We start from the raw sequence: 26,375 nt of genomic DNA, 5'->3' as shown, positions 1-26,375 counted from the left end.
TTTCGCCAGCGAACTTCGAGTCCGCATACAGTGACGGGGCTTGATTCATTCCGATCAGTTGTGGCTGCCCGGCCAGATGGCTTGATTCTGTCAATCGGCGGTCCGGTACAAGAGGCCATCACGCACCATCCGGCGGAGGGAGACGGACTCAAGAGTGCCCCCGGTTGTGATTGCCGCGCTGCCCGTTCAGGTACGTACAGGACTGAGTACGCGTACTCAGGGGGCGCTGTGATGGACCTGCCGATGTTGTTGAGAGCGCAACCTGCACCCCGCAGGTGAGGGGAGTCCGGCTGTCAGCCCGCTCATGCACCCCAAGCGTGCTGTTGGCCGGTGGGGTTCATGAAGATCCGAGCTCAGTGTCTGGACTGGGCTCGTCATGACCACCGTTTCCGCGCGGACGGGGTGCGGCATGCGGTGATGTCGTTCACCACGAGCACAGATGAGGACCTTGGAGCGGGCATGTTCGATGCAGCCCACTCCGCTGGTGGTCTGCTGAATTCGTGGCTGTGTTCGTTCCGTGGCGGAGAACCGCGAAGACCGCCCAGTTTGCTAGTGGGGGCTGACAGACAAACCGTGGGCCACGGGTGATCTTCGGAGACGGTGAGTAGAAGGCCACGGTGTGCCAAGCGAGACCCCGTTCTCTGTCGGAAGAGGTAGAGGCAGTCGGCACTGGTGGGACGGACAGGGCAGCCCAGGTTATGAGCAGTTCGGGCTCCCGCTCACGGCGGAAGGGCAAACTGCCTGGCTCAACCACCCTGCGCAGTCCTGCCCCGTCTGAGCAGCCACGCTCTTCGCTGCACCGTGGCTGATCGGCAGAGCAACGCAAGACTCCCCCGGGCCGGTGCCACGCTGTCCTGTTCTTGGTCTGTGCCGTGGTCTCTCCGCGGCGCCATCCCTTTATTCCGGCTGGGCGCCGGGCTGTTGACTGCGGGGCTGGCCATGGATCTTGCGCCGGTCCGCATTGCCGGTGTGCGCCTGGTGTTGCTGTTGCGGGATGGCTAGGTTACTTCCTGTGCTCTGTCAGTTCGCTGTCTTGGCCTTGCGCGCTGAGTGGACGGGGCCGACATGGAGCGATGGCGGAGACAGGAAGCTTTGGTCGCCAAGGGCAACCCTTGGCGACCAAACGACCCTCAGGGCCTGTTCCCACCGCCGACGCTGACAGGCGGGCTTCAACTGCATGCCGACCTTTCGACGTTTACTCGGCCAGTGTCCAAGCACTACAAGCGACGCAACTAGCCGATGACCGCCGCCGGGGGCGCTCACCGGCCAGCTGGGCCTCCAGTCGGAGTTCTTCTACACGATGAACACGACTTCACCGAGCTCTGGCTGCGGGCCCGTACCTGGCGTCCTCATTCCGCCCGGGTCGGACGACCTACCGAGCATGGCGAAGCCGGTGACGATGTGCGGGTCGAGGTGCTCGTCCGGTTCGGCGGACAGGCGCAGGGCTTCGGCGATCAGCTCCAGCAACTGGAAGGAGACCGGCAAGGTCTTCACCCCAGGCGGACGGGACGGCGCTTCACTCCGATACCGTCTCCGAGACGTTCCGCCGCATTCCGGCAACCACGGATCTGCGGCCCGTCACCCGGCGCGATCTGCGTCACGTCGCGGCCACGCTCACGCACGGAGGCGGCGGCGACGACGACATCCACGCCGTGAAGGAGACGTTGGGGCACTCCACGATCGTGCTCACCGCGGACACCTACACGAGTCCGCTCCCCGAGCCCGACCGCGAGACCCCGAGAACGCCGAGAACGCCGAGAAGCTCGTCCCCCGGCTCCGGTCGTGCGTCCGCGCCGTCCAAGCGGATGCGGGCACATCCGCTCACGCACGATCCCGGAAAAACAGAAGTGCCCCGAGCGGATGTGGCCGGTCGGGGCACTTCTTAGCAGGTCAGATGGAGTTTCCCCCTCCTGCTCCCGGTAGACCGTGTGGGACTCGAACCCACAACCAATGGATTAAAAGTCCACTGCTCTGCCAATTGAGCTAACGGTCCGTGCCGAAGCACCCCCCGAGCATAGCGGGAGCGTGCCCGGCAGCCGATCGGGTATCCCCTACTGGGCACGTCGGACTCCGCCCGCGGCCGGTGCCGGCCGCCGGCGGACAGGTGGGGCGGCGGGGGCGCCGGTCCCGCTCAGGGAGCCTCGGGGCCCTGGAGCACTTGCAGGTAATTGCCGACGGGGTCCAGCAGGGTGGAGAAGAACCATCCGCCCCCGGCTTCCTCGACCGGCCTGACCCAGGTCACACCCAGGCTGTTGAAGTGCTTCTCGGCCGCCCGGATATCGCGCACCGTGATGTTGACCAGGTGCCTGCCGGGCTCTGCGGCCTTGTCCGCCACGTCGTCGCGCCGGTCGAACCCGATGACCGCCTGCTGTCCGATGACGAGCATGTGGCCCTCCCAGCGGGCCCCCAGCGGTTCCAGTGCGGCGCGGTACCACTCGATGAGCCGTTCGGGGTCCGTGCTGCCGAGAACGACTCCGAGTCCGGTGATGTTGCCCGGGACTGCCATGGGGTGTGCCTGCCTCTCGTTCCGGTACTGCCGGTCCGTGTACGGCGCCCGATGCGCCGTCCACATGGTGAGGACCGCAGAGCCCCGCAGAAGTCATCGGTCGCATCCACGGCACGGGGAACAGCAGGACTGCCGGACAGCAGGACAGAACATCAGAGCGACAGAGAAGCGGGCCCCTCCTGTGAAGGAGGGGCCCGCTTCCTGGTTCACCTGGTCACCGAGTCACCGGCTCACGCCGGGCAGGTGGTGGTGTGTCAGCTGTTGCGCTTCCAGCGCGGCTTGTCGTCGCGGCGGCCGAACGAACCGGTGCCGGTGCCGGTGCCGGTCGTGCGGTGGTCGTCGCGGCGGCCGGTCGGGCGGTCGCTGCTGCCGGAGCGGAATCCGCCGGTGGGGCGGTCGTCCCGGCGGTCACGGTTGAACGGACGGTCACTGCCGCGGTGACCACCGGTGGGGCGGTCGTCGCGGCGGAAGCCGCCACCGTTGCCACCACGGTCGTCACGACGCTCGCCGCCACGGAACCCGCCACCGGTGCCACCGGCCGGGCGGTCGTTGTCACGACGCTCGCCACCACGGAACCCACCGGCGGAACCACCGGACGGACGGTCGTCGCGGCGGAAGCCGCCACCGTTGCCACCACGGTCGTCACGGCGGAAACCGCCGGACGGACGGTCGTTGTCACGACGCTCGCCACCACGGAACCCACCGGCGGAACCACCGGACGGACGGTCGTCGCGGCGGAAGCCGCCACCGTTGCCACCACGGTCGTCACGACGCTGGAAACCACCACGGTCACCACCGCGGTCGTCACGGCGCTGGAAACCACCGCGGTCACCACCACGGTCGCCGCCGCGGTAACCACCGCGGTCGCCGCCCCGGTCGTCACGCCGGCCGAAGTTACCGCGGTCGTCGCGGCGCTCCTCGCGCTGCTCCGCCCTCGGCTGCTCCGGTACGGCGGCCGCGATCTCGGCTTCCGCGGCCTGCAGCACCTCGGCGACAGCGGCCTCCGGGTCTTCGCCACGCTCGCGGGCGGCACGCGCCACCAGGCGGTCCGCCTCCTCGCGCAGCTCGGTCGCACGGCGCTGGATGCGCTCCAGCTCACGGGTGAGGTCCTTCGCCTCGCGCTCCGCCTGCTTGGCGGCGTTGTTCGCGGAGTCGGCCTGGACCTCGGTCAGCGAACGGGCACCGGTGATCTCGGCGACCTCGGGCTCGAACACCCCGGCGCCCTGGACGATGTGACGCGCGGCGTCGACGCCCGCGTCCTCCATCAGCCGGAAGATCTGGCGGCGCTGGTGCGGCAGCGACAGCGAGACGACAACACCGGACTTGCCGGCGCGGGCGGTACGGCCCGAGCGGTGCAGGTAGTCCTTGTGGTCCCCGGCCGGGTCCACGTTCAGGACCAGGTCGATGCCGTCGACGTGGATACCGCGGGCGGCGACGTCGGTCGCGACGAGCGCGTTGACGTAACCCTTCTTGAAGTCCTCGAGCACGCGGGTACGGGCGCCCTGGGTCATGCCGCCGTGCAGCGCGTCCGCCTTGACGCCCGACTCGACGAGCTGCTCGGCGATACGGTCGGCGCCCAGCTGGGTCCGCACGAAGATGATCGTGCGGCCCTTGCGGGCGGCGATGGCGGCCGTGACGGGCGCCTTGTCCTTCGGCTTCACGACGAGGACGTGGTGCGACATGGTCGAGACGTTGCCCTGGGCGCTGTCCACCTCGTGGCTGACCGGGTTGGTCAGGTAGCGCTTGACCAGCGTGCCGATCTCGTTCTCCATCGTGGCGGAGAAGAGCATGCGCTGGCCGCCGCCGGGGATCTGGTCGAGCAGCTCGGTGACCTCGGGCAGGAAGCCCAGGTCGGACATCTGGTCGGCCTCGTCGAGGACGGCGACCTGGACGCTCGCCAGCGAGCAGGCGCCGCGGTTGATGATGTCGCGCAGACGGCCCGGGGTGGCGACGAGGACGTCGACACCGCGCTCAAGGGCGTAGATCTGGTTGGACATGGACGTACCGCCGCAGACGACCTTCATCTTCAGGCCGAGCACGTCGCCGTACGGCTGAAGGGCGTCCGCGACCTGCATCGCGAGCTCACGGGTCGGGGTGAGGATGATGCCGCGCGGCTTCTTCTTCTCGGTGTGCCCGCCGGCGAGAGTCGCCAGCAGCGGGAGGCCGAAGGAGAGGGTCTTGCCGGAGCCGGTACGGCCACGGCCCAGGATGTCCTTGCCGGCCAGGGCGTCCGGGATGGTCGCGGCCTGGATCGGGAAGGGCGCGGTGACGCCGTTCTGGGCGAGCTTGCGGACGATGCCTTCGGGCAGACCCAGCGACCCGAAGGTCACGGTCGGCTCAGCGGGCTCGGCGTCGGAGACGGCTTCGTCGGAGACGGACTCGCCGGTGACGGCGGCGTCGGACTCGTCGGAAACTGCGGCCTCAGTGGCGGTGTCCTCGGCGGCTACGGCCTCGGCGACGGCCTCTTCGACCTCGACCACGACAGCCTCGGCGTCGGCGACAATCTCGTCGTTCTCGGGCATGACGGCGTGGTCAGAATTGAAATTGGACATGCGAAATGCGAAACCTTCCGGAGTCTCGGCACGCGCCCATAACTCCGTGAATCGCTATTTCGACCGCCTCAATGCGGACCAGTCACGGTAAGGGAGAGTACGCGCCTCGGGACGCTCTTGGCCTCTTGCTGATCAAGAAACACAGTGGCGTCGGGCAATGGGATCAAACGATCTACTACCATACTCACCCTTCCCCCGTTCTGGCAAACCCGGCCTGCTGCACCGGCTCGGCCTGCGGTGATGCCAGCGGAATCAGCATCACCTCGGACCGCCTGGCAGGCCTCGCCGCCGCGGTCGATGTGGCGCCCGGCGGCGAGCTGCCCGGGTCGGGCGCCGCACTCGTCCGCGGCGGGTCCGTCGGCTGTGCGGGCGGCGTGGGACTGGTGGCGGGCGGCGCCGGACGGCCCGAAGGCCTGCCGCCCCACCCCGGCGGCCGCCCCGGACGCGAGTGGCCGGGGCGAGGCGCGTGCGGGGCCTGCGACCGTGCCGGACGCGCCGACGACCCGTCGTCGTCACCGGCCTTCTTCCCCGCGCTCCCCTCGTCCCGCCCGGCCTTTCCGGCGGCCTTCCCGTGCGCCGGCTGCCCCCCGCCGTCCTTGCCGCTCCCGTCCGCACCGTGCACCCGGCCGTGCCCGCCGCCGTCGGGGGCGGCGGCGGCGCCGTCCGACCGCGCGTCCGCCCGCCGCGTCCCCGCCGTGGTGGACGGCCCCGGCTTGCCCGGGTGGTCGGTGATGCTCATACAGCCCGCCGATGCCGCCACCGTCATCACGGCGGCGATCAACCGGGCAGGGACAGGCGACTGGCGCACGGGGCGCACCTCCGGGGGGAGCGGGCTGGCGGGACCGCCCTGCCCAACTCCCCGGCGCCCGGAAGGGACACGCCCGCCGTCATGCCCGTACACCCGTGCCGCCCGGCCACGGCGGAAGGCGCATACCGGCGGCCCCGGACACCGCGCGCCCCGGCCGCACCCGGACCGCGGTACGCCCGCACGGCGCCGCTCCGGCCGTACCCCGTGGCTCAGCCGTACCCCGTGGCTCAGCCGTACCCGAGCGCGTGCAGCCGCTCGTCGTCGATCCCGAAGTGGTGGGCGATCTCGTGCACCACGGTGATCTCCGTCTCGGCGACCGCCGCCTCGCGCGAGGAGCACATCCGCAGCGTCGGACCCCGGTAGACGGTGATCCGGTCCGGCAGGACACCGGCGTACCACTCGCCGCGCTCCGTCAGCGGCGTCCCCTCGTAGAGGCCGAGCAGCTCCGGGTCGCCGGCCGCGGGCTCGTCGTCGACGAACACCGCCACGTTGTCCATCAGCCGGGTCAGCTCCGGCGGGATACGGTCCAGCGCCTCGGCGACCAGTTCCTCGAACTCCTCACGCGTCATCTCCAGCACCCGCCCATTGTCCCGTAGTTCCCCCGTATGCGCTGTGTCCGCATGGGACTTCCCGCTGCTGGGCATACCGCACAAATGGCCGCCGCCGACCGACTACGGCAACTCCGGGCGCTGCGCACCGTCCGGGCACTCAGCGCGCGCCGCCCCCACATCCGGGGGCCACGTGCCGGGCGGCCGCGCACAAAGGGCCATCGCGGCCCCCGATCCGTGTCACCGGAGCTCTCCCTCGCACCCCGCCCGCCCGTCTGGGTACGGGGGCCGGTCATGGTGGCTGTCGTCCTGCTCGGCGCCTGGCTGGGTCTTCTGGTGGTGGGCGACGTCCGGTCGCAGGTCGGCCCGATGGACACCACGATGACGCTGCGGCCGTCCCTCACCGGTGGCACCAAGATCAACGTCTCGCCGCTCGGTGCGCTCGAACTCGATTCGCACACGGCACCCATCCGTCTCGACGTCGACGTCGACCGCCTCGACCCGGTCCGCTCCCAGGCCCTGGTGCAGCACCCCGAGCGGATCTCCGGGCTCCAGGACGAGATCGCCCACGACGTCGAGCACAACACGCTGGACCTGGCCGCACGCTCCTGCGCCGCCGTGGTGATCGGCGCCACCACGCTCGGCCTCGTCGTCTACCGCAGGCCGCGCCGCGCCCTGCTGGCCGGAGGTCTCGCGCTCGCACTTCTCGCGGCTTCGGGCGCCACCGCGTACGCGACCTGGAACCCCAAGTCGGTGCTTGAGCCGAAGTTCTCCGGGCTGCTCTCGTCCGCCCCGCAGGTGGTGGGCAACGCCCGCTCGATCGTCACCGGGTTCAACGTCTACCAGGAGGAGTTGGCGCGCCTCGTCACCAACGTGACGAAGCTGTACGACGCCACGTCGACCCTCCCCGCCTACCAGCCGGACCCCGGCACGATCCGTGTCCTGCACGTCTCCGACATCCACCTCAACCCGGCTTCGTGGCAGATCATCGGCTCGCTCGTGAAGCAGTACCGGATCGACGTGATCATCGACTCGGGCGACACGATGGACCACGGGAGCGCGGCCGAGAACACCTTCCTCGACCCGGTACCGGACCTCGGGGCGCCGTACGTCTGGGTGCGCGGGAACCACGATTCGGCCACCACCCAGAAGTACCTGAAGCACCTGAGGAACGTGCACGTGCTCGACAACGGCAGCGCCGTGACGGTCGGCGGTCTGCGGATCGCGGGGACCGGCGACCCGCAGTTCACGCCGGACCGCTCGACCGTGCCCGGCGGAGACGCGGCGGAGCGCCTCGCGGGAATCCGGCTCGCATCGGCGATCCGGGACCAGCGGAAAGCCGGTACCCCCGTCGACATCGCGGTGGCTCACGAGCCGCCGGCCGCCCGTGAGACGGACGGCACGGTCCCGCTGGTGCTCGCCGGGCACGTGCACCACCGCGAGAACCGGATGCTCCCGCTCGGCACCCGGCTGAAGGTGGAGGGCTCCACGGGCGGCGGGGGGCTGCGGGCGGTTCAGAACAAGCATCCGGAGAAGGTGCTCGCATCGGTGCTCTACCTGGACCGGTCGACCCGCCGCCTGCAGGCCTGGGACGAGATCACACTGGGCGGACTGGGCCTGACGACGGCCGAGGTCAGCCGGCACCTCCCCGCGGACAACCTGCCCGGAGCCACGCCGTCACCCCGGTCCCGGTAAACCGTTTTGGCGAACCGTCCCGACATCCCATATGCTTCGGACGTCCCCGACGCGCTGCAAAGCGCCCAGGCGGGCCCTTAGCCCTCATCGTCTAGTGGCCCAGGACGCCGCCCTTTCAAGGCGGTAGCACGGGTTCGAATCCCGTTGGGGGCACGCAATACTGTGTGCGAGAATATTTCTCGCACATTGCTTGGTCCTGTGGAGCAGTTTGGAGTGCTCGCCACCCTGTCAAGGTGGAGGCCGCGGGTTCAAATCCCGTCAGGACCGCTGCATCTTCCGAGATGCGTGGCTGGGTAGCTCAGTTGGTACGAGCGATCGCCTGAAAAGCGATAGGTCGCCGGTTCGATCCCGGCCCCAGCCACAGCTTCGAAAGCCCCGACCCGCCGTCGGGGCTTTTCGCATGTCCGGGGCCGGCTCCGCGGACACGGCCGGGCGGCCTCAAGCCCGCCGGCCGCCCAGTACCGTACGGCCGCCCGGGTGCCGGTGGCGCCAGATCCAGAAGACGGCGCAGGACACCAGCGACCACGCCGCCAGCACCAGGAACGGGAACAGGTGCTGGTCGCCGCCGAAGTACACCGCGGTGTGCTGCGCGTTGACCGAGGCGCCCGGCGGCAGCCACTGCCCGATGTGACCCAGCGTCGACGGAAGCAGCGGCCAGGACACCGCGCCGCCCGACGACGGGTTGCCGAGCAGCACCATGAGACCCCAGGTCGGCAGCATCGCCCAGCGGCCGATGAGGGTGTTGAACATCGTGAAGACCATGCCGGACGTGAACATCGTGAAGGCCAGGATCAGCCAGGACTCCACGAACGGCAGATCCAGCGCGCCCAGCCACCAGTCGACGACGGCCGCGATGGCGAAGCCGCCGAGCAGTGCGTTGGCGACGATGTACCCGATGCGCTCCGCCGGATTCAGGCCGCGGGCGTGCACGGAGAGCTGGATCGCGCCGACAAAGCCGACGATCACCGCGGCCAGCGAGATGTAGAAGAGCGCGAGACCCCGCGGGTCGCCCTTCTGGAGAGGGTTGATGTCCTTCACCCGCACGGGAACCCCGGTCGCCTTCGCCACCGCGGGCGCGGACTCCACCAGCACCTGGGCGACCGACGCTCCCGACGCCCCGGACACGTCGAGCTCGACCGCACGGCTGTGCACGTGGACGATCGCGAAGACCTTCTGCTGGTCCACGGCCCGCCGGGCCTGCGCGTCCGTGGAGTACGTGTGCAGCTTCAGCGAGGCGTGGAGTGCCTTCTCCATCCCGCCGATGAACCGTTTCCCGGTCGGCGATCCGTACGGACCGACCACGGCGGTCGGCACGCGGTGCGGGGTCGGGTTCGCCATGAAGTAGGTGTACGAACCGGCGAAGAGCCCCGCGGCGGCGGCCAGGATGAACAGCAGCACGGTCGCCGGCACGAAGGGCGACTTGCGGAACGCGTCCCACCGCTCGGCCCCGGTCGGATGCCTGCCGTGGGCGCTGTGGGCGCCGTGGTGTTCCGTCTCGTCGGGCATGGAACCAAGCTAAACCAGATATTACGGACATACTCGCCCAGGTCTGGCGGTCAAATCCGTTCGCCAGCGGGTTGCGCAGGGTGAGATCCTGGATCAGGTATGTCTACTTCCTTCGCTGATATCCAGGCCACGCTCAACGAGCTGTCGCTGCGCGACGCGCACCGGCTCGGCCGACGCCTGGAGGGCGCCCGCCGTATCCGTAAACCAGAGGCCCGGCAGGCCGCACTGGACCAGATCGCCGCCGACGCGGAGAAGTCCACCGCCCGGATGGCGCGCCGGGCTGCCCGGGTGCCCTCGGTCAGCTATCCCGAGCAGCTTCCGGTCAGCCGCAAGAAGGACGAGATCGCGGAGGCGATACGCGATCACCAGGTCGTGATCGTCGCCGGTGAGACCGGGTCCGGCAAGACGACGCAGATCCCGAAGATCTGTCTGGAGCTGGGCCGCGGCGTCCGGGGCATGATCGGGCACACCCAGCCCCGAAGGATCGCCGCGCGCACCGTCGCCGAGCGCATCGCGGACGAGATGAACACCCCGCTGGGCGAGGCCGTCGGCTGGAAGGTCCGCTTCACCGACCAGGTCGACCAGGAAGCCACCTTCATCAAGCTGATGACGGACGGCATCCTGCTCGCGGAGATCCAGACGGACCGCGAGCTGCGCGCGTACGACACGATCATCATCGACGAGGCCCACGAGCGGTCGCTCAACATCGACTTCCTGCTCGGCTATCTGGCCCAGCTGCTGCCGAAGCGGCCGGACCTGAAGGTCGTCATCACCTCGGCCACCATCGACCCGCAGCGGTTCGCCCGGCACTTCGGCGACGCTCCGGTCGTGGAGGTCAGCGGCCGTACGTACCCGGTCGAGGTCCGCTACCGCCCGCTCCTGGAGGAGGAGGGCGAGGAGGGCGACCGGGACCAGATCACCGCGATCTGCGAGGCGGTCGACGAGCTGCAGACCGAGGGGCCGGGCGATGTCCTGGTCTTCCTCTCCGGTGAGCGCGACATCCGGGACACCGCCGACGCGCTGAACAAACGGAACCTGCGCCGCACCGAGGTGCTGCCGCTGTACGCGCGGCTGTCGCACGCGGAGCAGAACCGGGTGTTCCATCGCCCCTCCGGCAGCGGCAGACGGGTGGTGCTCGCCACCAACGTCGCCGAGACCTCGCTGACCGTCCCCGGCATCAAGTACGTGATCGACCCGGGCACCGCCCGCATCTCCCGCTACAGCCACCGCACCAAGGTCCAGCGGCTGCCCATCGAGCGGATCTCGCAGGCCAGCGCCAACCAGCGCAAGGGCCGCTGCGGGCGTACGTCGGACGGCATCTGCATCCGGCTGTACGCGGAGGACGACTTCCTCACCCGCCCGGAGTTCACCGACCCGGAGATCCTGCGTACGAATCTGGCGTCCGTCATCCTCCAGATGACCGCGGCCGGCCTCGGCGACATCGAGAAGTTCCCCTTCATCGACCCGCCGGACCACCGCAACATCCGCGACGGCGTGCAGCTGCTCCAGGAACTCGGTGCGCTGGACCCCAAGGAGAAGGACCCCAAGCGGCGGCTCACCCAGGAAGGGCGCAAGCTCAGCCAGCTGCCCGTCGACCCGCGGCTGGCCCGGATGGTCCTGGAGGCCGACCGCAACGGCTGTGTGAGCGAGGTGATGGTCATCGCCGCCGCGCTCTCCATCCAGGACCCGCGCGAGCGCCCGGCGGAGAAGCAGACGCAGGCCGACCAGCAGCACGCCCGCTTCAAGGACGAGACGTCCGACTTCCTGGCCTTCCTCAACCTCTGGCGCTACCTGCGCGACCAGCAGAAGGAGCGCGGCTCCTCCAGCTTCCGCCGGATGTGCAAGCAGGAGTACCTGAACTTCCTGCGCATCCGCGAGTGGCAGGACATCTACGCGCAGCTGCGCTCGGTCGCCAGGACCATGGGAATCCGGCTGAACGAGGAGGACGCGCCCGAGCAGGCCGTACACACCTCCCTGCTCGCCGGGCTGCTCTCGCACATCGGCCTCAAGGACACCGAGAAGAACGAGTACCTGGGCGCCCGCAACGCCAAGTTCGCGATCTTCCCCGGCTCCGCGCTCTTCAAGAAGCAGCCGCGCTTCATCATGTCCGCCGAGCTGGTCGAGACCTCACGCCTGTGGGCCAGGGTCAACGCGAAGGTCGAACCGGAGTGGATCGAGCCGCTCGCCCAGCACCTGCTGAAGCGCACCTACAGCGAGCCGCACTGGGAGAAGGACCAGGCCGCGGTGATGGCGTACGAGCGGGTCACCCTGTACGGCGTCCCGATCGTCGCCCAGCGCAAGGTCAACTACGGCCGGATCGACGCGGAGACCAGCCGGGAACTTTTCATTCGCAACGCACTGGTCGAGGGCGACTGGCGCACGCACCACAAGTTCTTCGCGGACAACCGCAAACTCCTCGCCGAGGTCGAGGAACTGGAGCACCGGGCCAGGCGGCGCGACATCCTGGTGGACGACGAGACGCTCTTCGACTTCTACGACGAACGGATCCCGGAACACGTCGTCTCCGGGGCCCACTTCGACTCCTGGTGGAAGCAGAAGCAGCGCGAGGAGCCCGAGGCACTCGACTTCGAGCGCTCGATGCTGATCACCGAGAAGGCCGGGGCCGTCACCAAGGACGACTACCCGGATTCCTGGCGGCAGGGGAAGCTGAAGTTCCGGGTGACGTACCAGTTCGAGCCGGGCGCCGATGCGGACGGGGTCACCGTCCACATCCCGCTCCAGGTGCTCAACCAGGTCACGTCCGACGGCTTCGACTGGCAGATCCCCGGGCTGCGCGAGGAGGTCGTCACCGAGCTGATCCGCTCGCTGCCCAAGCCGGTCCGCCGCCACTACGTGCCCGCGCCGAACTACGCGGGAGCCTTCCTGGACCGCGCGGTGCCCCTTCAGGAGCCACTGCCGCTGACGCTCGCCCGCGAACTCCAGCGCATGGTCGGAGTCCCCGTCACCGCGGACGACTTCGACCTCTCCCGGGTACCGGACCACCTCAAGATCACCTTCCGGGTCGTGGACGAGCGCCGCCGCAACGTGGCCGAGGACAAGGACCTCGAAGCGCTCAAGCTCCGGCTGCGCCCCAAGGCCCGTCAGGCGATCTCCAAGGCGGCAGCGGCGACGGCGGGGCCCGCCGGCGAGTCCGTCGAGCGGACCGGCCTCACCGACTGGACCATCGGCACGCTCTCCCGCGTCTTCGAGACCAGGAGGGCCGGCCAGCCGGTCCGTGCCTTCCCCGCCCTGGTCGACGCGGGCGGGAGCGTCTCCGTACGGCTCTTCGACACCGAGGCCGAGCAGCAGCAGGCGATGTGGCGCGGCACCCGCAGGCTCATCCTGCTGAACATCCCGGTGAACCCGGCCAAGTTCGCGTCGGACCGGCTGAGCAACCAGGCGAAGCTGGCCCTGTCCCGCAATCCGCACGGCTCGGTCCAGGCCCTCTTCGAGGACTGCGCGACGGCGGCCGCGGACCAGCTGATCGCCGACCACGGCGGGCCCGCCTGGGACGAGGAGTCGTACCGCAAGCTGTACGAGAAGGTGCGTGCCGACCTCGTCGAGACGACCATCAGGACGGTCGACCAGGTTCAGCAGATCCTGGCCGCCTGGCAGGCGGCCGAGCGCCGGCTGAAGTCCACGAACAGCCTGGTCCTCGTCGCCAACCTGGCGGATGTGCGGACCCAGTTGGCGACGCTCATCAAGCCGGGGTTCATCACCGCGACCGGGCTGCGCAGGCTGCCGGACCTGATGCGGTACATGGTCGCGGCCGATCGCCGTCTCCAGCAGATGCCGACGGCCGTCCAGCGCGACACCACGCGTATGGAGAAGGTCCACGAGATGCAGGACGAGTACGCCTGGCTGCTCGAGCAGCTGCCGCAGGGCCGGCCGGTACCGAAGGAGGTGCACGACATCCGCTGGATGATCGAGGAACTGCGGGTCAGCTACTTCGCCCACGCACTCGGCACGGCGCAGACGGTCTCGGACAAGCGCATCGTGAAGGCGATCGACGCGGTGGTCGCAGGGGTCCGCTGAGCGGCCCGCAGCCGGTTCGACCAGGGGGCCCGCCCTCCTGTACAGTCTGTCTCGCAGCCAAGCGCAAGCGACACCACGCGAGTCACTCGTGTGACTGGGGCTGCGACGCCTGGTCCTGTGGAGCAGTTTGGAGTGCTCGCCACCCTGTCAAGGTGGAGGCCGCGGGTTCAAATCCCGTCAGGACCGCAGTAGAAGAGCAGTAACCAGAAGGGCCCGCATCCTCACCGGATGCGGGCCCTTCTGCCTGTTCCGTCCCACCGCAGCCCTGCACGCGTCTTGACGCCGCATCCCGCCCGCGGGTACTTCAGTCAGCAGGGGCTCAGCAGAAGGCGGCTGGAGGTCGGCGCATGGTGACTGCGGCACGACATGAGACGCGGGCACTGCTGCGTGCCCATCTGGCGGCCGCTGTGGGCTACCGCCACCTCACCCGGCACTGCGCCGTCTGTCACCGGCTGCTGCGGCTCGCCATGGAGCCGTCGGCCGCCGAGGGGGACAGGTCACCGACACGCCGGTGACACCCCCGCCGCCATGGCGCCCTTCCGTGGCAGGCTCGGGTTTTGGCAAGGGCCGCGCCATGTGACGGGTGTCACGGAATCAATTTTGAAAAGTACTGAACTTAACCCCTCCCTACAACAGGCCAATTTAATATGTGCAATTGCACTGTCGTGCGAGACGTAACCGGCGGTACACGCTGAGCCTCCGCCCCGGCCCGACAACGGGACGACACGGTGGAATCGGGACGCCCCGCAACAGCCCCTGGGAGCCCGGCAGACGGCCATGGACGGCGGTCTCGCGACGGGCCCGCCGGGGGTCCGCCGGGACCCCGCACAGCCCTGGACGGGTCATGACACAAAAAAGATCGCGCTGGACCCGGCGGAGTCCAGCGCGATCAAAGACGGAAGCCCGTTGGGGCGGACGGCCGTCAAGTGGAGCTATAGCGGGATGAACCGGGTTGGGGGACCCGAGAACGCCCGATTTATCAGGATGTTCAGGCCTCGCTGCGCTGCTGCGGAATACCCGCGAGCAGAGCACGGACCTCTGCCTCGCGGTACCGGCGATGCCCACCCAGCGTTCGGATGGACGTGAGCTTGCCCGCCTTCGCCCAGCGGGTGACCGTCTTCGGGTCCACGCGGAACATCGTGGCAACCTCAGCCGGGGTCAGCAGCGGCTCGGCATCAGGGGTGCGAGCGGTCATGAGCGGCCTCCTCGGGAGAACCGAACCATCTCGGTTCTTTCCTTAAATTCTGCACCTTGACCCACGTTGCCCGAAATGGCAGACGTGGGCCGAGTCGGTTATAGGACGAACGGCTTGTCTTCGGCACTACAACTACACCATCCGTCCAGCCACGTCGGCCAAACCGATGGAATTGCCCTCTCAGGTGCTCATCAGCGGCGGAAGCCCGATGGACCATGCCATAGCGGACAGTCACGCCCCAGTGACGATCAGTCACATGGGCCATCAGGAGTCAACAGACCCCCCATAGAGTGCAATGCCGAGTAATCAACACATACTTGGACGGACGGAGCCCTCCCCGGACTCCTTGTCCTATTTTGACACGAGGGTGGGGGATGGGCGCAAGGCCCCGGTAAGTGCGGTCCGTCACGCTTGACTCAAAGGCCCGGATCAGGACCTAGGTCCCCGACCCGCCCGGTCCCCCGGACGGGCGACCCCGTCAGTTCGCGGTCTGCCGCTCCCTGACGGCACGCCAGCGCTCCCCGAGCCGCTCGTAAGCGGCGTCCGCGGCCTCCTCGTCGCCCGCCCGCAGCGCGGCGACCGCCGTCGCCACATCGGCGGCCGACCTGTCCTCCTCCAGCTGCTCGGCGGACAGGGCGTGCACCAGACCGCCGTAGTCGAGCTCGACCAGCGACCGGGGGTGGAACTCCTCCAGCCACTTCCCGACATCGACAAGCCCCTCGGTGAGCGGGCCCTCCTCGAAGTGCTCCCTGAGCGTCTTCAGCGACCGGGCCAGCCGGCGCCTCGCCTGCACCATCGGCGTCCGGTAGCGAAGGACCGGCGGCGCCCCCGCAGGCCTTGCGGCGTCCGCCCCGTCCGGGGCGCCGCTGTCCGCCTCCGGGCCTTCCCCGCCGCCCGAGCCGCCCCCCGCGCCGGGGCCGGCCTTCTCGTACTCGCGCTCCTCGTCGTCGAAGAGCGTGAACCAGCGCACCGGGACGTGCCAGACGGTCGTCCGGATCCACGGCCGGGCGTCCGGGTTCCGCTCCAGCCACCGCTCGTAGTCGGCGGCGGCCTGGCGGCGCACGACGGGCGGGAGCACCACATCGAGCACCGGCTCCGGATACTGCTCCGCCAGCGCCTCCAGCGCCTGCCAGCCGCGCAGCCTGGTCCGCCAGGGGCAGACGCAGACCACACCGTCCAGCTCGGCCACGAACGCGTCGGCGCTCTCGTGCACCGGTACGGCGACGGGGGGCGTCGGCAGCAGATCCGCCAGCGAACGCCGGAGTTCGTCCTGCGCCGTCGGCAGATCGCTGCGCCGCGCATAGCGGGCCCAGTGGTCTCGCTCGGCCTCCGGGAAGGCCGCCAAGGGCTCGTACACCCGCAGGTAGGACGTATAGGGGACGATCACTGAGGACACCACCGCCATAAGGTGAATCGTCCCACGTCAATGCTCCGCCAGGGGGTGATCCTCGGCACTGCGCCCACTCCGCGGGCACGCAGGGCCTAATCTGCTGCCATCCGGCCCTCTCCACCCGTAAGAGGGCCGCCGCCTCGTACTTGGGAGTCACCACCGTGACCGATATGACCGGCGCTCCTGCTCCTGCCGTCCCCGTCGATGTACTGCGCACCCTCTTCCACTCGGATCAGGGCGGGCACGAGCAAGTCGTCCTCTGCCAGGACCGCGCCACCGGCCTCAAGGCCGTGATCGCGATCCACTCCACCGCCCTGGGCCCGGCCCTCGGCGGTACGCGCTTCTACCCGTACGCGAACGAGGAAGCCGCCGTCGCCGACGCGCTGAACCTCGCACGCGGAATGTCGTACAAGAACGCCATGGCCGGTCTGGACCACGGCGGCGGCAAGGCCGTGATCATCGGTGACCCCGAGCTGATCAAGACGGATGAACTCCTGCTGGCCTACGGCAGGTTCGTCTCCTCGCTCGGCGGCCGGTACGTGACGGCCTGCGACGTCGGCACGTACGTCGCGGACATGGACGTGGTCGCGCGCGAGTGCGCCTGGACCACCGGCCGCTCCCCCGAGAACGGCGGCGCGGGCGACTCCTCGGTCCTGACCGCCTTCGGCGTCTACCAGGGCATGCGGGCCAGCGCCCAGCACCTGTGGGGCGATCCGGCACTGCGCGGCCGCAAGGTCGGCGTCGCGGGCGTCGGCAAGGTCGGCCACCACCTGGTCGGGCATCTGCTGGCCGAGGGCGCGGAAGTGGTGATCACCGACGTGCGGGAGGACTCCGTGCGCCGCGTCATGGGCAGCCACCCGGGCAGGGTCACCGCGGTGAGCGACACGGAGGCCCTCATCCGCACCGAGGGGCTCGACATCTACGCCCCCTGCGCGCTGGGTGGCGCCCTGAACGACGCGTCGGTGCCCGTGCTCACCGCGAAGGTGGTGTGCGGCGCCGCCAACAACCAGCTCGCGCACCCCGGCGTGGAGAAGGACCTCGCGGACCGGGGCATCCTCTACGCCCCCGACTACGTGGTGAACGCGGGCGGGGTGATCCAGGTCGCCGACGAACTGCACGGGTTCGACTTCGATCGCTGCAAGGCCAAGGCGGCAGGGATCTTCGACACCACGCTGGCAATATTCGCACGAGCAAATGCCGATGGCATTCCGCCGGCTGCGGCGGCGGACCGGATCGCCGAGCAGCGCATGGCTGCGGCCCGGCAGGGCGGCGCACACTGACCGTGCGTGCGTGATGACCCGCTGTCGGGGAGACGTGACTCACCCCCGTCGGCGGGTCGGCCGCCCAGAAGAGGTTAAAATCGCAGTTGACCAGCGAGGACGGGGCTCCTCGCCGGTTCTGTGAAGCGGCGCTTCCTGCGGGCGGCGTACCGTATGGCCGCGGAAGCAGGTACCGTTGAAGCCCTACGGACCGGACTCTTCACGGAGAGTCCGTTCCGAATCATGAACGGGTGTCAAGACTCTGGGGCCGTCGAGCCCCGTCACCGAGGGGGTCGAGCCATGGGGCGCGGCCGGGCAAAGGCCAAGCAGACGAAGGTCGCCCGCCAGCTGAAGTACAGCAGCGGCGGAACGGACCTGTCACGTCTGGCCAATGAGCTGGGCGCATCTCCTACGAGTCAGCCACCGAACGCGGAGCCGTTCGAGGACGACGAAGAGGAAGATGACCCGTACGCACAGTACGCGGATCGTTATAACGAGGATCAGGACGAGGACGACGAGTCCGGTCCTTCGTCTCAGCGCCGCGGCGCTTGACGTACAACACCTCAACAGCATTTCCCAGCGCCGTCTCCTGCTGCGCTGTCACACTGAACCCGGTCCAGGGCCTGCGCCACGGACCGGGTTCAGTGCTGTCCAGCGGTCTGCCGGCGCGGTCCGGACGGTCTCCGCAGTCCGTTCCCGCCCACTGTGACCTGCACTGAGTTGTACTGACCTCATGCGGCCCGCCCCGGTCAGCTCCGCCCCTGCCACCGCCTACTTGGCGTAGTCCCCGGTCAGCTCGGCGCCCGTGGCGTGATCACCGCGGGCGGTGATCTCCCCGGCGACCCAGGCGTCCAGGCCCCGGTCCTCGAAGGTCGCCAGCGCCGCGTCCACGGACTCACCGGGGACGACCGCCATCATGCCGACGCCCATGTTGAGGGTCTTCTCCAGTTCGAGCCGCTCGACCTGCCCGGCCCCGCCGACGACGTCGAACACCGCACCCGGCGTCCAGGTCGCCCGGTCGACCGTGGCGTGCAGGTGGTCCGGGATCACCCGGGCCAGGTTGTTGGCGAGGCCGCCGCCGGTGATGTGGCTGAAGCCGTGCACCTCGGTCGTACGGGTCAGCGCCAGACAGTCCAGCGAGTAGATCCTGGTCGGCTCCAGCAGCTCCTCACCGAGCGTCCTGCCGAACTCCGCGATCTCCCGGTCCAGCGCCCACCCGGCCCGGTCGAAGACGACGTGGCGTACCAGCGAGTACCCGTTCGAGTGAAGTCCGGACGAAGCCATGGCGATGACGGCGTCACCCTCACGGATCCGGTCCGGGCCCAGCAGGCGGTCGGCCTCGACCACCCCCGTACCGGCACCCGCGACGTCGAAGTCGTCCTCGCCGAGCAGGCCCGGGTGCTCGGCGGTCTCGCCGCCGACCAGCGCGCAGCCGGCCAGTACGCAGCCCTCGGCGATGCCCTTCACGATTGCGGCGACGCGCTCGGGAAAGACCTTGCCGACGCAGATGTAGTCGGTCATGAAGAGCGGTTCGGCGCCGCAGACGACCAGGTCGTCGACGACCATGCCGACGAGGTCGTGGCCGATGGTGTCGTACACGCCCATCTTGCGGGCGAGGTCGACCTTCGTACCGACGCCGTCGGTGGCGGAGGCCAGCAGCGGCCGCTCGTACCGCTTGAGGGCCGAGGCGTCGAAGAGCCCGGCGAAGCCGCCGAGGCCACCGAGGCCCGCGACCTCTGCGCGCTGGGTCTTCTTCACCCACTCCTTCATGAGCTCGACGGCACGGTCACCGGCTTCGATGTCGACACCGGCGGCGGCGTAGCTGGCACCGGCGGCCGTGTGCGGAGCGCGCGCGGAAGATTCAGCAGACATGGTTCTGGGACTTTCGTGTCGTACTGCGGGGCTTACGGGCGACGGAGCGCTTCGGCTGCGGCGGTGCTCGCCGGTCCGGCCGCGAGCTCGGTCTCCAGCAGCTGTTTGCCGAGCAGCTCGGGATCGGGCAGATCCATCGGGTACACGCCGTCGAAGCAGGCGCGGCAGAGGTTCGGCTTGTCGATGGTCGTCGCCTCGATCATGCCGTCGATGGAGATGTACGAGAGGGAGTCGGCGCCCATCGATGTCGCGATCTCGTCGACGGACATGCCGTTGGCGATGAGCTCGGCGCGGGTCGCGAAGTCGATGCCGAAGAAACAGGGCCACTTCACCGGCGGGGAGGAGATCCGGATGTGGATCTCGGCCGCGCCCGCCTCACGGAGCATCTTGACCAGGGCGCGCTGGGTGTTGCCGCGGACGATCGAGTCGTCGACGACCACCAGGCGCTTGCCGCGGATGACTTCCTTCAGCGGATTGAGCTTGAGACGGATACCGAGCTGGCGGATCGTCTGGGAGGGCTGGATGAAGGTCCGGCCGACATAGGCGTTCTTGACCAGGCCCGAGCCGTACGGAATCCCGCTGGCCTCGGCGTAACCGATCGCGGCGGGCGTTCCCGACTCGGGCGTCGCTATCACCAGATCGGCGTCCGCTGGCGCCTCTGCCGCCAGTCTCCGGCCCATCTCCACTCGGGAGAGGTACACGTTCCGGCCGGCGATGTCCGTGTCGGGACGCGCCAGATAGACGTACTCGAAGACACAGCCCTTGGGCTTCGCTTCTGCGAATCGGACGCTGCGCAGTCCGTTCTCGTCGACGGCGATCAGCTCACCCGGCTCGACCTCGCGGACGAAGGAGGCACCGCAGATGTCGAGGGCGGCGGACTCGGATGCCACCACCCAGCCGCGCTCCAGACGGCCGAGGACCAGCGGGCGGATGCCCTGCGGGTCGCGGGCCGCGTAGAGGGTGTGCTCGTCCATGAAGACCAGCGAGAAGGCGCCCTTGGCTTCGGGCAGCACCTTCGAGGCGGCTTCCTCGATCGTGAGGGGCTTGCCGTCGTCATCGGTCTGGCCGGCGAGGAGCGCGGTGATCAGATCGGTGTCGTTGGTCGCGGCCAGCTGCGTGGAGCGGCCGTTCTCCTTCGGCAGTTCGGCGACGAGCGCGGCCAGCTGGGCGGTGTTGACCAGATTGCCGTTGTGACCGAGCGCGATCGAACCGTGCGCGGTGGCACGGAACGTGGGCTGCGCGTTCTCCCACACCGAGGCACCGGTGGTGGAGTAGCGGGCATGGCCCACCGCGATATGGCCCTGGAGAGAGCTGAGAGAGGTTTCGTCGAAGACCTGTGAGACCAGACCCATGTCCTTGAAGACCAGGATCTGGGACCCATTGCTCACTGCGATGCCCGCGGACTCCTGTCCACGGTGCTGCAGGGCATACAGTCCGAAATAGGTGAGCTTGGCGACCTCTTCGCCCGGAGCCCAGACACCGAAGACGCCACAAGCGTCCTGGGGGCCTTTCTCTCCGGGGAGCAGGTCGTGGTTGAGTCGTCCATCACCACGAGGCACGCCACCGAGTGTAGGCGAGATCGACCACTGGTCCGAATTGGGGATGCGCTCCGGTGCCCGTTCCGACCGATACGCGACGCTATGCGGTGGCGCGGATTCCGGTCCCGTCGTGGGCCTTGAGCGTGAGCACGCGGTGCTGGATTCCGTAGTGCACAGGCCCGTGCAGCACCTTGAGCAGCTGCCTCTCCAGGGTCATGACGGGCGCCTTGCACATCATGCGGGTGGTGGTGAGGGGCCCGAAGGTGACGGTGCTGCCCGTGACCTTTGCCATACCGCTGACGCGGTTGCAGCCGAGGCTGCCGCTGACGGAACCGCCCTTGCCGAAGGTCAGCCGGGCCTTGCCCGCCGTGCCCGGCGGGAGAGTGGACATGCTCGCACCGTCGACCAGCGAGTCCACCTTCCAGGTGGTGCCGGCGAGCGGGGCGGCCCGCTCCGCGGGCTTCTGGGTCAGCTTCACCGAGTCACCCTTGGCTGTACGCAGAGTGAGGTTGCGGCCGCTGAGGTGGACGGTGAGCTTGCCGGTCAGGGTCTTGCGGAGGGCGGTCTCGTAGCTCTGGAGTTTGCTCGGACAGCCGATCAGCGTGCTGGTGGCGGCACCGACGGTGAGCGTGTCGCCCTTGACCGTGGCCGGGGCGCTGAAGTGATTGCAGCCGGTCGAGCCGTTGACCCGGCCCTTCTCGAATGCGATGTCGGCGCCGGCCGGGGCCTTCCGCAGGGTGTCACCCGACGACACGCTGTTGACGGTCCATCCGGCCCCGGTGAGGGGCACATCCGGCTCGGCCGGTGTACTCGAACCCGCTGATCCATTTTCCGTCCCGCAGGCGGCCAGCGCGAAGAGGGCCAGGGCGGCGACGGCGGTACGTTGCGTGTGCATGGCGGTTGGACGGGACGAGTGGGGTGTCCGGTTCCCCCGTGCCCCCGTTCAGCGCATGACGGGAAGCAGCGCCGACAGGTCGGCCCGCTCACCGCTGGCCGCGACCTGCGCCGCTGCGACCGCCGTCCGCCACCTGGTGCGCCCGGTGGCGAGCCTGATCCAGTTGAGCGGGTCGGTCTCGACGACGTTGGGCGGCGTTCCGCGTGTGTGCCGGGGCCCCTCGACGCACTGCACGACGGCGTACGGCGGCACCCGCACCTCGGTCGAGGCCCCGGGGGCCTTGGCGGCGAGGGCGTCCGCGAGCAGCCGGGTGCAGGCGGCCAGCGCCTGGCGGTCGTACGGGATCTCCAGGCCCGCCGCGTCGTTCAGGTCGTCGGTGTGGACGACCAGCTCGACGCAGCGCGAGACGAGATAGTCGCAGAGCCGCATGGCGCCGACCCGGGTGGTGATCAGCCGCTCACCGTCGGCCCCCGGCAGCCGCTCGGTGATCCGGTCGGCGGTGCGGGCGAACAGCTCTTCCGGGGTGGAGGCGGCCGCGATCGCCCTGACATCCTCAGAGATCCGGTCCGCCACCCGGCCAGTGGCGAACGGCCATTCCAGCAGGGTCAGTTCCTGGGCGCCCGGGGCCTCCAGGTCCAGACACCGGCTGACGCTCTCGACAGCCATGGCCAGATGCGCGGCCAGCTCCCGTACGGTCCAGTCACCGAGGCGGGTGGGCAGCGCGAGCCGGTCGGGCGGGAGGGAGGCCACCGCGCTCCGCACGGAGTCGAACTGGGCCAGCACGGCGGTGCGGGTCCTGACGTAGTCGTAGCGGCGGGCGCGCTTCTGGGACGGCGGCATGGGGTGAGCGTAGGTGACGGGTCCGACAGTGCGGCAGCGGCTCCGCCGGGACCACGGGCGTCCGGACAGCAGGCTCCGGAACTCAGGCGTCCGGAAGGGCGGGTGCCTCCTGAGCGCCGACGGGTCGTCCTGGAGCCCCGCCACTGCTCGCCTGCGGCCACGTCGGCGAGCAGCGGAGCAACGCCCCTGGAGCAGGCCGCACGGCGGTCTACGGCAACCGATCCGGCGGACCGGGGCCCACAGCGGCTGCCCACGCCGTCACGGCCGTCCGGCCGGCGCCGTGCCCGGCAAACCGGACGACCCGTCCGGGGGCGCCTCGTACTGGCCGTAGTTCCGCGAACCAACCGGAAACAGGCCGGTTCCCAGGACCACGAAGGACCTCAACGGGTCCTGGTCCCGGGAACCGGCCTGTCACGCAGGTGCACCGCCACTCGGACGGGCCCGCGGGCCGCGGTCATGCCCGCAGCCCGCTGCCGCACCGTCACGGCTCAGGCGAACAGCCCGGGAACCGTGGCCTCGTGAGCGGCCCTCAGCTCGCTCAGCGTGATGCTGAACTCGCCCTGGACCTCGATCTCCGCGCCGTCCACCACTCCGATACGCGTGACGGGCAGACCCCGCGCCCCGCACATGTCGTTGAAGCGGAGCTCCTCACTGCGCGGAATCGAGACGACCGCGCGCCCCGCCGACTCCGAGAACAGGAAGGTGAACGCGGACAGGCCGTCGGGTACGACCAGTCGCGCGCCCTTCCCGCCGCGCAGGCAGGACTCGGTGACCGCCTGGATCAGACCACCGTCGGACAGGTCGTGCGCGGCGTCGATCATGCCGTCGCGCGAAGCCGAGATCAGGATCTCCCCGAGCAGCTTCTCGCGCCCCAGGTCGACCTGGGGCGGCAGCCCGCCGAGGTGGTCGTGGACCACCTGGGACCACGCCGAGCCGCCGAGCTCCTCGCGGGTGTCCCCGAGGAGGTACAGCAGCTGGCCCTCCTCCGCGAAGGCCATCGGCGTCCGGCGGTTGACGTCGTCGATCACGCCGAGCACCGCGACGACCGGCGTCGGGTGGATGGCCGCGTCGCCCGTCTGGTTGTACAGCGACACATTGCCGCCGGTGACCGGCGTGCCCAGTTCCAGGCAGCCGTCCGCGAGCCCGCGCGTCGCCTCCGCGAACTGCCACATGACGGCCGGGTCCTCGGGCGAACCGAAGTTCAGGCAGTCGGAGATCGCGAGCGGCTTCGCACCGGTGGTGGCGACATTGCGGTACGCCTCGGCCAGCGCCAGCTGCGCACCCGTGTACGGGTCCAGCTTCGCGAACCGGCCGTTGCCGTCGGTGGCCATGGTCACGCCCAGGTTCGACTCCTCGTCGATCCGGACCATGCCCGCGTCCTCGGGCATCGCGAGCACCGTGTTGCCCTGCACGAAACGGTCGTACTGGTCGGTGATCCATGCCTTCGACGCCTGGTTGGGCGACGCGACGAGCCGCAGCACCTGCTCCCTGAGCTCGGCCGAAGTCCCCGGACGGGGAAGCTTGTTGGCGTGGTCGGCCTGAAGCGCGTCCTGCCAGTCGGGCCGGGCGTAGGGCCGGTTGTACGTGGGCCCCTCGTGGGCGACCGAACGCGGCGGCACATCCACGATCTGCTCGCCGTGCCAGAAGATCTCCAGCTGTGAGCCCTCGGTCACCTCACCGATGTCGGTGGCGATGACGTCCCACTTCTCGCAGATCTCCATGAACCGCGCGACGTGCTGCGGCTCGACGATCGCGCACATGCGCTCCTGCGACTCGCTCATGAGGATTTCCTCGGGCGAGAGAGAGGAGTCACGCAGCGGAACGTTGTCCAGCTCGACGCGCATGCCACCCGAACCGGCACTGGCCAGCTCGGACGTGGCACAGGAGAGCCCGGCGCCGCCGAGGTCCTGGATGCCCGCGACCAGCTTCTCCTTGAAGATCTCCAGGGTGCACTCGATGAGGAGCTTCTCCTGGAACGGGTCGCCGACCTGGACGGCCGGACGCTTGGCGGGGCCGGTCGACTCAAAGGTCTCGGACGCCAGGACCGAGACGCCGCCGATGCCGTCGCCGCCGGTGCGGGCGCCGTACAGGATGACCTTGTTGCCGGTGCCGGAAGCCTGCGCGAGGTGGATGTCCTCGTGCTTCATCACACCGATACAGCCCGCGTTGACCAGCGGATTGCCCTGGTAGCAGGCGTCGAAGACGACCTCGCCACCGATGTTCGGCAGCCCCAGGCAGTTGCCGTAACCGCCGATGCCCGAGACCACGCCGGGCAGCACCCGCTTGGTGTCGGGGTGATCAGCGGCGCCGAATCGCAGCGGGTCGACGACCGCGACGGGCCGGGCGCCCATGGCGAGGATGTCGCGGACGATGCCGCCGACACCGGTCGCCGCGCCCTGGTAGGGCTCGATGTACGAGGGGTGGTTGTGCGACTCGACCTTGAAGGTGACCGCGTAGCCCTGGCCGACGTCCACGACTCCGGCGTTCTCACCGATGCCGACGAGCATCGCGTCGTTGGCCGGGACCTTCTCGCCGAACTGCTTGAGGTGGACCTTGCTGCTCTTGTACGAGCAGTGCTCGGACCACATCACGGAGTACATCGCGAGCTCGGCGCCGGTCGGACGGCGGCCGAGGATCTCACGGATGCGCGCGTACTCGTCCTCCTTGAGGCCGAGGTCCTTCCAGGGCTGCTCGGCTTCCGGGGTCTGCGCGGCGTGCTTGACGGTGTCGAGACGGCCCTTGACGGCGCTCTCGTTTCGTTCAGTCGTCATGCGTTGACCAGCTTCTTCAGAATCGAGGAGAAGAATCCGATGCCGTCGGTGCGCCCCGTACCGATCAGCGGCTCCACGGCGTGCTCGGGGTGCGGCATCAGGCCCACGACGTTGCCCGCTGCGTTGGTGACGCCGGCGATGTCGCGGAGCGAACCGTTCGGATTGCCGTCGAGGTACCGGAAGGCGACGCGCCCCTCGGCCTCCAGCTCGTCGAGCACCCGCGCGTCGGCCACGTACCGGCCGTCGATGTTCTTGAGAGGTACCGAGATCTCCTGGCCGGCGGTGTAGTCGGCGGTCCAGTCGGTCTCCGCGTTCTCGACACGCAGTTTCTGGTCGCGGCAGATGAAGTGGAGATGGTTGTTCCGGACCATCGCGCCCGGCAGCAAATGCGACTCGGTCAGGACCTGGAAACCGTTGCAGATACCGAGGACCGGCAGACCGGCCTTCGCCTGCTCGATGATCGTCCCCATCACCGGCGAGAAGCGGGAGATGGCACCGGCCCGCAAATAATCGCCGTACGAGAAACCACCCGCGAGGACGACCGCGTCGACCTGCTGGATGCCCTTGTCCCGATGCCAGAGCGAAACGGGTTCGGCGCCCGCGATCCGTACGGCGCGCAGGGCGTCCCGGTCGTCGAGCGTGCCCGGAAAAGTGACGACCCCGATACGAGCTGTCACTTCTCTTCCTCCACCTTCACGGTGAAGTTCTCGATGACGGTGTTGGCGAGGAACGTTTCGGCGAGCTCGTTGATACGGGCGAGGGCGGCGTCATCAACCGGCCCGTCGACCTCCAGCTCGAAACGCTTTCCCTGACGAACGTCGGCGATTCCATCGAAGCCGAGACGGGGCAGTGCACGCTGCACCGCCTGTCCCTGCGGGTCGAGGATCTCCGGCTTGAGCATGACGTCGACTACGACGCGTGCCACTGGCACTCCCGGTGTGTGGTGCGAAGGCGGTCCCGTCAGA

Annotated in this window: 20 protein-coding genes and 5 tRNA genes; 9 read left to right on the top strand and 16 right to left on the bottom strand. The window is 69.3% G+C overall.

Annotated elements, in window-relative coordinates:
* Positions 1-1,293: 1,293 nt before the first annotated feature.
* The 6 genes from OG584_RS18175 to OG584_RS18150 all read right to left on the bottom strand — a co-directional run bounded on the left by OG584_RS18175 (position 1,294) and on the right by OG584_RS18150 (position 6,444).
* A complete protein-coding gene (locus OG584_RS18175; RefSeq protein ID WP_405779105.1) occupies positions 1,294-1,494 on the bottom strand; it encodes a hypothetical protein in 201 nt (66 codons plus the stop codon).
* Between the two features lie 426 nt (positions 1,495-1,920).
* Positions 1,921-1,993, bottom strand: a tRNA-Lys gene (locus OG584_RS18170).
* 138 nt (positions 1,994-2,131) lie between these two features.
* A complete protein-coding gene (locus OG584_RS18165) occupies positions 2,132-2,506 on the bottom strand; it encodes a VOC family protein (protein WP_405779103.1) in 375 nt (124 codons plus the stop codon).
* 254 nt (positions 2,507-2,760) lie between these two features.
* Complete coding sequence (locus tag OG584_RS18160; RefSeq protein WP_405779101.1) at positions 2,761-5,058, bottom strand: DEAD/DEAH box helicase; 2,298 nt, start codon at positions 5,056-5,058, stop codon at positions 2,761-2,763.
* A 184-nt stretch (positions 5,059-5,242) separates the two neighbouring features.
* A complete protein-coding gene (locus OG584_RS18155; RefSeq protein WP_405779100.1) occupies positions 5,243-5,866 on the bottom strand; it encodes a hypothetical protein in 624 nt (207 codons plus the stop codon).
* A gap of 227 nt (positions 5,867-6,093) precedes the next feature.
* Positions 6,094-6,444 carry a metallopeptidase family protein gene (locus tag OG584_RS18150; RefSeq protein ID WP_405779099.1) on the bottom strand — a complete coding sequence of 117 codons (351 nt, stop codon included), beginning with the start codon at positions 6,442-6,444 and terminating at the stop codon, positions 6,094-6,096.
* Positions 6,445-6,519: 75 nt separating this feature from the next.
* Between OG584_RS18150 and OG584_RS18145 the strand changes: the two genes are divergently transcribed.
* The 4 genes from OG584_RS18145 to OG584_RS18130 all read left to right on the top strand — a co-directional run bounded on the left by OG584_RS18145 (position 6,520) and on the right by OG584_RS18130 (position 8,470).
* The gene (locus tag OG584_RS18145) at positions 6,520-8,109 is read left to right on the top strand and encodes a metallophosphoesterase (RefSeq protein ID WP_405779097.1); all 1,590 of its coding nucleotides are present in this window, start codon (positions 6,520-6,522) and stop codon (positions 8,107-8,109) included.
* Between the two features lie 80 nt (positions 8,110-8,189).
* Positions 8,190-8,262 (top strand) — tRNA-Glu (locus OG584_RS18140).
* Between the two features lie 39 nt (positions 8,263-8,301).
* Positions 8,302-8,376, top strand: a tRNA-Asp gene (locus OG584_RS18135).
* Between the two features lie 20 nt (positions 8,377-8,396).
* Positions 8,397-8,470: transfer RNA gene (locus tag OG584_RS18130), tRNA-Phe, on the top strand.
* 77 nt (positions 8,471-8,547) lie between these two features.
* On the opposite strand, the gene OG584_RS18125 is transcribed toward OG584_RS18130, so the two are convergent.
* Positions 8,548-9,615 carry an ABC transporter permease gene (locus OG584_RS18125; protein WP_405779095.1) on the bottom strand — a complete coding sequence of 356 codons (1,068 nt, stop codon included), beginning with the start codon at positions 9,613-9,615 and terminating at the stop codon, positions 8,548-8,550.
* A 99-nt stretch (positions 9,616-9,714) separates the two neighbouring features.
* Here OG584_RS18125 and hrpA point away from each other — a divergent pair, with 99 nt between their 5' ends.
* The 3 genes from hrpA to OG584_RS18110 all read left to right on the top strand — a co-directional run bounded on the left by hrpA (position 9,715) and on the right by OG584_RS18110 (position 14,165).
* Positions 9,715-13,650 carry an ATP-dependent RNA helicase HrpA gene (hrpA, locus tag OG584_RS18120; RefSeq protein ID WP_405779094.1) on the top strand — a complete coding sequence of 1,312 codons (3,936 nt, stop codon included), beginning with the start codon at positions 9,715-9,717 and terminating at the stop codon, positions 13,648-13,650.
* 111 nt (positions 13,651-13,761) lie between these two features.
* Positions 13,762-13,836 (top strand) — tRNA-Asp (locus tag OG584_RS18115).
* A 161-nt stretch (positions 13,837-13,997) separates the two neighbouring features.
* Positions 13,998-14,165 (top strand): DUF6274 family protein, encoded by a 168-nt coding sequence (locus tag OG584_RS18110; RefSeq protein WP_405779092.1) that lies wholly within the window; start codon positions 13,998-14,000, stop codon positions 14,163-14,165.
* 473 nt (positions 14,166-14,638) lie between these two features.
* On the opposite strand, the gene bldC is transcribed toward OG584_RS18110, so the two are convergent.
* Both bldC and OG584_RS18100 read right to left on the bottom strand, forming a co-directional pair.
* On the bottom strand, positions 14,639-14,845 hold the full coding sequence (gene bldC / locus OG584_RS18105) for a developmental transcriptional regulator BldC (protein ID WP_003949541.1): 207 nt from the start codon (positions 14,843-14,845) through the stop codon (positions 14,639-14,641).
* A gap of 478 nt (positions 14,846-15,323) precedes the next feature.
* Positions 15,324-16,250 (bottom strand): hypothetical protein, encoded by a 927-nt coding sequence (locus OG584_RS18100; RefSeq protein WP_405779091.1) that lies wholly within the window; start codon positions 16,248-16,250, stop codon positions 15,324-15,326.
* A 155-nt stretch (positions 16,251-16,405) separates the two neighbouring features.
* Here OG584_RS18100 and OG584_RS18095 point away from each other — a divergent pair, with 155 nt between their 5' ends.
* Together OG584_RS18095 and OG584_RS18090 are read left to right on the top strand one after the other, a co-directional pair.
* Positions 16,406-17,515: a Leu/Phe/Val dehydrogenase gene (locus tag OG584_RS18095; protein ID WP_405784130.1), complete on the top strand. Its 1,110-nt coding sequence runs from the start codon at positions 16,406-16,408 to the stop codon at positions 17,513-17,515.
* Between the two features lie 279 nt (positions 17,516-17,794).
* On the top strand, positions 17,795-18,046 hold the full coding sequence (locus OG584_RS18090) for a DUF3073 domain-containing protein (protein ID WP_164263978.1): 252 nt from the start codon (positions 17,795-17,797) through the stop codon (positions 18,044-18,046).
* A gap of 219 nt (positions 18,047-18,265) precedes the next feature.
* Here OG584_RS18090 and purM read toward each other — a convergent pair whose 3' ends face one another.
* From purM to purS, 7 genes are all read right to left on the bottom strand, one after another.
* The gene (gene purM, locus OG584_RS18085) at positions 18,266-19,366 is read right to left on the bottom strand and encodes a phosphoribosylformylglycinamidine cyclo-ligase (protein ID WP_405779090.1); all 1,101 of its coding nucleotides are present in this window, start codon (positions 19,364-19,366) and stop codon (positions 18,266-18,268) included.
* A 32-nt stretch (positions 19,367-19,398) separates the two neighbouring features.
* Positions 19,399-20,925: an amidophosphoribosyltransferase gene (gene purF / locus OG584_RS18080; RefSeq protein WP_405779088.1), complete on the bottom strand. Its 1,527-nt coding sequence runs from the start codon at positions 20,923-20,925 to the stop codon at positions 19,399-19,401.
* 79 nt (positions 20,926-21,004) lie between these two features.
* Positions 21,005-21,799 (bottom strand): META domain-containing protein, encoded by a 795-nt coding sequence (locus tag OG584_RS18075; protein ID WP_405779086.1) that lies wholly within the window; start codon positions 21,797-21,799, stop codon positions 21,005-21,007.
* Positions 21,800-21,847: 48 nt separating this feature from the next.
* Positions 21,848-22,639, bottom strand: a complete 792-nt coding sequence (locus OG584_RS18070; protein WP_405779085.1) for a sterol carrier family protein — start codon at positions 22,637-22,639, stop codon at positions 21,848-21,850.
* 488 nt (positions 22,640-23,127) lie between these two features.
* The gene (gene purL / locus OG584_RS18065; RefSeq protein WP_405779083.1) at positions 23,128-25,410 is read right to left on the bottom strand and encodes a phosphoribosylformylglycinamidine synthase subunit PurL; all 2,283 of its coding nucleotides are present in this window, start codon (positions 25,408-25,410) and stop codon (positions 23,128-23,130) included.
* Complete coding sequence (gene purQ, locus OG584_RS18060) at positions 25,407-26,087, bottom strand: phosphoribosylformylglycinamidine synthase subunit PurQ (RefSeq protein WP_405779081.1); 681 nt, start codon at positions 26,085-26,087, stop codon at positions 25,407-25,409. Before purQ ends, purL begins: the two co-directional genes overlap by 4 nt.
* Positions 26,084-26,335 (bottom strand): phosphoribosylformylglycinamidine synthase subunit PurS, encoded by a 252-nt coding sequence (purS, locus tag OG584_RS18055; protein ID WP_164263993.1) that lies wholly within the window; start codon positions 26,333-26,335, stop codon positions 26,084-26,086. Before purS ends, purQ begins: the two co-directional genes overlap by 4 nt.
* Between the last annotated feature and the right edge of the window lie 40 nt (positions 26,336-26,375).

Origin of the sequence: Streptomyces sp. NBC_00859 (assembly GCF_045161865.1) — a bacterium.
In the GTDB taxonomy this organism is placed as follows: domain Bacteria; phylum Actinomycetota; class Actinomycetes; order Streptomycetales; family Streptomycetaceae; genus Streptomyces.
The sequence above is the reverse complement of the archived record's forward strand: the minus strand, read 5'-3'. Positions and strand labels throughout refer to the sequence as shown.